The following is a 7,242-nucleotide window of genomic DNA, read 5'->3' as shown; positions in this document are numbered from 1 at the left end:
ATAAAAACATACCCGTCAGTTTTCGAAAAAACACGAAAACTGACGGGCTTTTAATGAACTATGAATAATTCAGGTAACTAATACTTTGCAATTGTTTGGGATGGGATGTGGGTTCATCACCGTCGTAGGCAGTTACTAAATCACCTTTGCCGAAATCATCAGTAATCATGAAACTGTTAGCAGTGCCTAAATGATCTTTGAAGTTAAAGCTGGAAGTCCAGTGGATTTTACGACTACTAGTCGGGACACTGAAATCACTTGATAGTTTTCCAACTTTGGAAATGTTTTCTCGAACTAATTCAGGCAGTGCAACGGAGGCACACACCCTATCAACCTCTCCCTGATTGTCTTTTTTGTCGTATTCTATATCGGCACAATTTTGAATATTCCAGACCGTACTTTTAGCCGTTGCTAACGCTTCCTTGTTAATTGGCACTTTCTTCAGTTCAACCTTAAAATGATGGGTTTCATCCCCTGGTTCACTTGTGACTGTAGGTGAGTTTAGAATGGTCAGCTTGAAATCTTTGCTGTCCTTCATTTTTTGAATCAAAAATGCATCTTTTCCGTTGCTGCTCCACTTATAGGTAACACCCTCATTGTCACCGCCCCACACCCCTTTAAGCGTTACATCTTGTTTCTGATATGTCGTACCATCGGTAGTATATATTTGAATATAATCAGAAATATTATTAGGTTTATTCCGAATTATTTTATGAAATTCCTCAAAATCCAGATAATCATTTGTTCCTTCTTGAGCAGGTTCCGTAATCGTAATTGGGAATCCAACTTTCCTATCAAATTTATTAATTTCAAACTCCCAGTCAGTAGTAAAGTCAGTCCAGTTAGCACCAGAACTTGTCTTCGTATTGAACTTGGGATCTTCAACAGATTCGAATTTACTTGTCCCTTTCCAAGTAACTGTATTGGTCAGCTTTTTGTAATCTGCATCTTTGATCTTGCTAGGGTCTTTGGGAATAACTTCGTAAGATAATTCATAGGTGATTGGATTGCTTTCAGTCACGCCTTTTTTTATATTCTCGTTAAATGTTGCAGAAAAGTCAGCTGCGCCAGGGTCATCTTTCCCGTTATTATTAAATTGAGTCGTGGCGTAATCCACAAACTTTTTATCATGATCTATTGGTGTTAACTCGAAACTATCTTTATCGTACATAAATAACTCTGATCCCAATTCGTCCTTCATTATGAGATCTTCGACCGCATCTGAATTAGACACCGTAAACCTTACAGTATATTTAACGTTGCCCCCTTTAACAATCTCTGCTTTTTTATTCAGCATCTTGCGATTATTGCCCACCTTAGCTCGTGCCCAAGGTCCGCTGCTCCCTGACTGGTCACCGTTTCTCCAGTATGATACTTTAATTTGATTAATATATTCATTAGTTTTATCAAAATCAGTAATCTTTGCAATTACGTCAACTTGGATAGCTTTAATTTTCTTGCCACTATCAAGAAGCTCTGCTGCTTTGAATTTAAAATCGGCCCTTTGAGAAATCGGATCATTTCCAACAATACTTTTGTACTGATCAGCATCACTACTTGACACAATTACATCATCCCCATCATCTGGGGTAATTGTAAATTTATAAGTTGCACCTTGGAGATCATACCCAGTGCCAAATTCATCCTGTAAAGTCACTTCGTCTAGGGCATCATCCGCTGTAAAATTTGCCGTCCAATGTAACTTACTGTAGTCGGTAATTTCATTTCCTTCATTATCCTTGTATGTCTCATAATTCCCAATTTTCTTAAGGTCAAGTTCCCCCTTTTCAATTGTGATTTTATGCTCCTCGTCAGCAATCTCACCAAAACTAATTTCACCCTCTTCTTGCGATAACGTTGTCTTTGCACTCGCTCCGTATTCGATTCGATTGTCTTCGGTGTTAATTTCTGAGGTGAAGTCTATTCGAACCTTTTGAATATAGTCCTTATCAGTTTTCGAAATAGTAAATTTTCCAATTTCCTGACCCTTATCAGTTTTTATTATTTGTTCATCGCTGTCACCGTTTTTATAGGCATACTCAAATCCTTCAATGTTAAAAGTATAGTAATCCCCTTTTTGAATTACTGGGCTTAAATTATTAAGCTCATTAATACTTTGAGTATTCCAAGTCCAGTTAATTGTAATTTCCTTACTATTTCGAAAATCTGCTGGAATAGAAACATTATCATTGAGGGTTCCATCAATAAACTGTTTATTGCCCTTATCATCCGTTAATTGAATCATGTCAAAAAAGTACTTTAGTTTCCCGAGATCTCCTCGTCGGGTTCCGCTACGAAACACACCGTTAACCGGGAATGTTGATCTTAGCGACTCTCCACTCGCCCCATCAGCATCATCCGTCCTCGCTAACACCTTTTTAGCAACGTCCACGCTTGATAACGAGGAATCTCGCAGAGTTTGGATTTCCTTGTTGTTACCGGAGCCATTTTGGATGCTACTACCATTTTGATTAGTTCCTTGGGGATTCTGAGCGTCCTTTTCGGCGGTTTTCTTTAAGTTCTCAATTGCCTCTCGACTCTTCTCCTTCGCCGCCTTCTGATCCGCCTCTCGTTTTTCTTTCAAAAATTCTTTCGCCTTATCAGTATCTGATTGCTTCGGTTCCTCAATCACATCCGCCTGCGAAGAATTCTCATCAATTTCATTTTCCTTCTTCGGTTCTGGTTGAACTGATTGTTCGGTTGTTTCCTTTTGTTCTGCGGCTCCATCTTCTTTAGCAGCTTCTACCTGATCACTCGCCGCCTCATCCTGTTGCGCTTCTTGCAGCACCTTATTCAATAAATTATCGTCCTGCAAGTTACCATCAGCTTTATCCTGATTAGGCGCAGTGGCTTCCTTCGCCTTCTTGGCACTCTTATCCACCACTGTCAACGTTGGCAACTTCACTTTCTTCTCGTCAATCGTCACCACCAACTCTCGATGATCGACCGGCTGGTTAAATTTAACCGGCAAAACCACTTCAAGATCAGTCTTGTCGATTGCGTGTTGCCATTCAATGGTTGAGTCTTTGCCATCAATATCAACGACAACCTTGGTGCTGCCATTTTTAAACTTGTACTTATCCTTCTTGATTTTCAAAGTATCCCTGTCATAGGCAAACTTAACCTTGCCAGACTGCGACAAAGAACCCACGGTTGTGTCAAAGGCTAACTTCGCTTTATCGCCAACCTTGGCATTGGTCACCAGCTGCCGTTTGTCATCGATCAGCTTGGCGTTTTTAACTGCAATTTCATCGGTCGCAACTACATCGGCCACGGCGGCACCGGCCGTATAGAAGTTACCGAACACCAGGGTGAGCACCCCAACAAATTGCACGATGAATCCCTTCTTGAGTAATTTCATAATTTTTCCTCCGTCATTCGCTATAATTACCCTCATCTTATCTATGCAATAAGATTATCAGGAAAGTTTGGCTATTTTTGAAAGAAATTATGAACTTTCATATTTGCTAATCGAACACCCTTAAATCCATTCATGATGCGTAATGATGGTGTTGATGAGGGGGCTTATCGACTGTCCATTTAGGCAATAAAAAACGCCATCCAAATAATGAATGGCATAATTCGTTTCTAGTGTTTATCTATTTTTAGTTTAGACTGTTTCCAATAAATTCAATAAGCAAATTATTATCGACATTTTTTAGCTTTGCTCTTTTTACCAGCCGACTAATAGTCCAATTACTTGGCTTTTTACCAATTAATCCAGTTTCAATTGATTTAAGATCCCCATCGGCTTTGAAAAATGGATTGAATTTGAGGTGAACAACCTTCCCATCCTCAACCGTCCAATTCATCCCCAGCTTGCCAGCTGCCAGTTCCGTGTCCGCATAGTCATAGTAACCAGGATTGTGCCCGTAATTCCAAGCATCCGTCCCATACGTCTCCGCAAGGTGCTCATCAACCTTCTGCCAATCGGCGGCGGTCATATGATAAGTTTCAATCTCATCCAGGGATTTCACCGAAAAGAGTTCCTTCAACAGATACTCGCGGAAGTCAGCCATCGTCATCCCCGTCGGCAAATAATCTTTCAAATTAACGATCGGGCTCCGTTTAGAGCGGACTCCCAATCCCTTTTGGCTTTCCAACTGATTCTCTGCCAATACCTGCTTAGCATTTTCAATATTCAAATCATACATAATCGTGCCGCCAGCCGCCAAGCCAGAACCGCTCTTGAACATGGTCATTCCCGACCATTTTTTGCCATCCAAAATGAGATCGCTGCTGTTTGCCTTCATCTGAACATCAATTCCGAGCTTACGCAACGCTTTCAATACCGGTTCGGCAAAGTGACCGTAGTCGCCAAAGTCGTCAACGTTATCCGTCAAGATATTTTCAAAGATAAAGTTGCCCATGTCGTGATAGACCGCGCCACCGCCGGACGTCCGCCTAACCAGCTGGATATTGTGCTCATGCAGGTAGCCAATATCGACCTCCGCCCAAACATTTTGATTGCGGCCAATGATGACCGACGGCTGGTTAACGTAAAACATGAACCCGCGTCCCGGCAGCTTGAGGTCATTCACAAAATAGTTGTCCAGCGACTGATTGACCCGGGCATCGTAACTGGGTTGCCCATTTCTAGAAATATCGATTAAATACATCAGGCTATCCCTCCTGCAGAATCCTACGTATATTCCTCATTATACGTTATAATTTAGTTAAACAATACCGAGGCGGATTATTATGAAATCAATTTCAATTTGGCAGAAATTTTTAAACTTATTTACTCATCGCCAGGCACCAAAGTTAAGTGATGCAAAGGTCAAGGATGGGGTCTGGTATGCGAAAACCGAAAACGGCGACTACCTGCTGGGAATCGACAAATCAGTCTACCAACAAATCGGCAAGATCACCTTTGCGGATTTCCCAACCCACTTAAAAATTATCGAAACCGATGACGACCTTTTGGACATCGAAGGTGATAAGTCGGTGGAAACGCTCAAATCACCGGTATCAGGTAGGGTAGTCGCCCGTAACACCACAATTGGCGAGGACATTGACCGTCTGAACACGCCAGATCCAAAGGTCAACTGGATCATGAAAATTGAACCAGCAAAGTAAATCATTTACATTTTTGAAACAATTTTTGCGCCAAAATTAAAATTTGAACTATAATGGTTATAGAACAACAAAGGAGGTAGTTACTTATGGCAGAAGAACCCGGTGCAGAATCCCCATTATTGAACAAAAAAATGAATGAGGCTTTCGATTGGAGCGATAGTAAACTTCCAGTACGAGATGCTTTATGGGATTATTACATGGAAAAAAATGATCATGACACCATGAAGACTGAAAAAGACATGGAGCCATACATGAATATGTCGACTGACGACATTACAGCTGATGCTGAAAAGTTACTCAAAAAGTAGCCTTCGGCTCTACCAAAAAGATCTTTACGCATTTTGCGTAAAGATCTTTTTGGTAGAGCTGCGAAGGCGTCCAGAGTGCGGAGCAAAGCGGTTAGAAGGCTTAGGTGCAAGCTTCTGCTTTGTGAAGCACGTTTCCACTCGGCCGCCAAAAACAGAGTGAGCGGAGCGATCCTAATCTATATAACGGAGAACAACCACCAACTAATACCACTAAAGCACTTAGAGAAACATAAAGTTACCACACATAAGCTCCCCTGGCTTGGAGCTTATGCTTGCAGTGCTTACCCCTGAGCTTCCTACTTTGTGAAGTAATCCTAATCTACGTATAAATAGAACACCACCAAAGTAACCAGGGCAACTCAAACAATAAAAAGCCAACATAAATTTCCCTAATTCCACAGCCCATTCAATTGCTCTAATTACTGCCGGCAAAGGGTCCAACCTACAAACCATATTGGACTAGGGCTTACATTCCAAACAAGCAGCGCAACCATTCCGCAACTACGAATGATGGCGCTGCTTTTTAAACTCTAAACTCAAGTACCGTTGATGTTACTTTTATTATTAGGACCGCTCCGATGCAACTGTTGCTCGTCACTCACTATCAAACTTCTCATTCAACTTCTCAAAATTAATCGTCCCTAATCCAGTTGCCTGATTATACAACATTCCTGGCTGGCCCGTATAATACAAATTATTGTTTTCCGTTCCGTCAAGCACGGTGAATGGGCTGTCAGTTTGTTGCGCAAACTGATAAATTTGTGGGTTCCAAAAACCAACCGGTGTCTGACGACCACTATTCATGACCGCATTGGCCCCAGCCATTTGTGGTGACGTATAACTCGTTCCGCCACTCACTGACCATTGCTTTGATGGTGTCCGAATCACCTTTCGATGTTTACCAGTTCCCTTGACCGAAATCACCGTTCCAGAAACGTAAGTGGCATACCCGGTTTGAATGTCGGCGTTACCAGAAACATCAGGGAGATTCCTTGAATTACCAATCCCCGTAATGACCCGAGGATGCTTCGTGATCACAAACTTATGCTGTTTTTTATCATAGGTCAAATAAGTAACCGCTCGATAAGTATTAACGCCGGAAATTCCCTGCTGATATCGTGGGGTCGGGTTCACAGCAGAAAAGCCGCCGCCGCTAGCGCCAAAGATCCCATATTTAGTGTCGCTTGCACTAGTAGCTTCAGCATTTCCCCAAGCTCGTTCAGTTGGAATGCTGATCAATTTATTATCGATAACTTTCTGGTAAGGTAGCGTTGTGCCGCCAACCATCACTAAGTATGGTGAAGTCGACATCGAATGAATTTCCTTTGGTCCCGGCTGGTCAGTCCGGCCAAAGTCACCACTAGATTTGAAGACGGTAATTCCTTGGGCTGCAGCCTGTTCAAGCATCAGATTAAAGGCATTACTGTACTGTTGAACCGATGTACTTGGATCACTCCAATCAGCTGCATTCTCCTCGTCTGGTGCAAAGCTGGTTGAAATTTGTTTATCTTGATTACCAGAGATCGCTGTCATAAACGACGTATAGTAGGCCCCGGCGTCTGATGTTCTAGTGCCGGTCGTATCGCCAACGTAAAAATCAATATCCGCCTGTGGGGCAACAGATGAGGCTGATTGAACATCGACAGTTGCTTCAGTCTGAACACTATTGAGCATTTCATTCAGTGATTTTTGCGCATCAGCCTTGGTGCCAACGGTATAAATTCGATGGATCCGGCTCACGTCGTCGTTAACCCCACATTGTTGCCAATAAGTGGTCAAATGGTAGATTGCAAATTTAATCCGAATTTTTGGACAAATTTGTCAGCATAACCTGATACGGTGTTTGCCAGTCGAG

The 7,242-nt window shown here is 42.1% G+C and carries 5 protein-coding genes; 2 read left to right on the top strand and 3 right to left on the bottom strand.

Translation table 11 applies throughout. From position 1 onward, the window contains the following. Positions 1-58: 58 nt before the first annotated feature. Both QUF07_RS12650 and lplA read right to left on the bottom strand, forming a co-directional pair. Positions 59-3,361, bottom strand: coding sequence for a cell envelope integrity TolA family protein (locus QUF07_RS12650; protein WP_289427715.1), 3,303 nt, complete (start codon positions 3,359-3,361; stop codon positions 59-61). A 244-nt stretch (positions 3,362-3,605) separates the two neighbouring features. Beyond that, positions 3,606-4,619 carry a lipoate--protein ligase gene (gene lplA, locus QUF07_RS12645; RefSeq protein WP_217163537.1) on the bottom strand — a complete coding sequence of 338 codons (1,014 nt, stop codon included), beginning with the start codon at positions 4,617-4,619 and terminating at the stop codon, positions 3,606-3,608. A gap of 82 nt (positions 4,620-4,701) precedes the next feature. Here lplA and QUF07_RS12640 point away from each other — a divergent pair, with 82 nt between their 5' ends. Both QUF07_RS12640 and QUF07_RS12635 read left to right on the top strand, forming a co-directional pair. Then, a complete protein-coding gene (locus QUF07_RS12640) occupies positions 4,702-5,079 on the top strand; it encodes a glycine cleavage system H family protein (protein WP_217163538.1) in 378 nt (125 codons plus the stop codon). 86 nt (positions 5,080-5,165) lie between these two features. Then, positions 5,166-5,387: a P8 family protein gene (locus tag QUF07_RS12635; protein ID WP_008855235.1), complete on the top strand. Its 222-nt coding sequence runs from the start codon at positions 5,166-5,168 to the stop codon at positions 5,385-5,387. A 594-nt stretch (positions 5,388-5,981) separates the two neighbouring features. On the opposite strand, the gene QUF07_RS12630 is transcribed toward QUF07_RS12635, so the two are convergent. Further along, positions 5,982-7,166, bottom strand: a complete 1,185-nt coding sequence (locus tag QUF07_RS12630; RefSeq protein WP_353960968.1) for a S8/S53 family peptidase — start codon at positions 7,164-7,166, stop codon at positions 5,982-5,984. Positions 7,167-7,242 lie beyond the last annotated feature (76 nt).

It is taken from the genome of Lentilactobacillus sp. TOM.63 (genome assembly GCF_030361045.1).
Taxonomy (GTDB): domain Bacteria; phylum Bacillota; class Bacilli; order Lactobacillales; family Lactobacillaceae; genus Lentilactobacillus; species Lentilactobacillus dabitei.
This window is presented reverse-complemented; position numbering and strand designations above follow the sequence as displayed.

What these genes read in the sequence shown, in the direction of transcription:
- QUF07_RS12650 (WP_289427715.1), bottom strand. Translation starts at nt 3,361, where the DNA reads ATGAAATTACTCAAGAAGGGATTCATCGTGCAATTTGTTGGGGTGCTC.
- lplA (WP_217163537.1), bottom strand. Translation starts at nt 4,619, where the DNA reads ATGTATTTAATCGATATTTCTAGAAATGGGCAACCCAGTTACGATGCC.
- QUF07_RS12640 (WP_217163538.1), top strand. Translation starts at nt 4,702, where the DNA reads ATGAAATCAATTTCAATTTGGCAGAAATTTTTAAACTTATTTACTCAT.
- QUF07_RS12635 (WP_008855235.1), top strand. Translation starts at nt 5,166, where the DNA reads ATGGCAGAAGAACCCGGTGCAGAATCCCCATTATTGAACAAAAAAATG.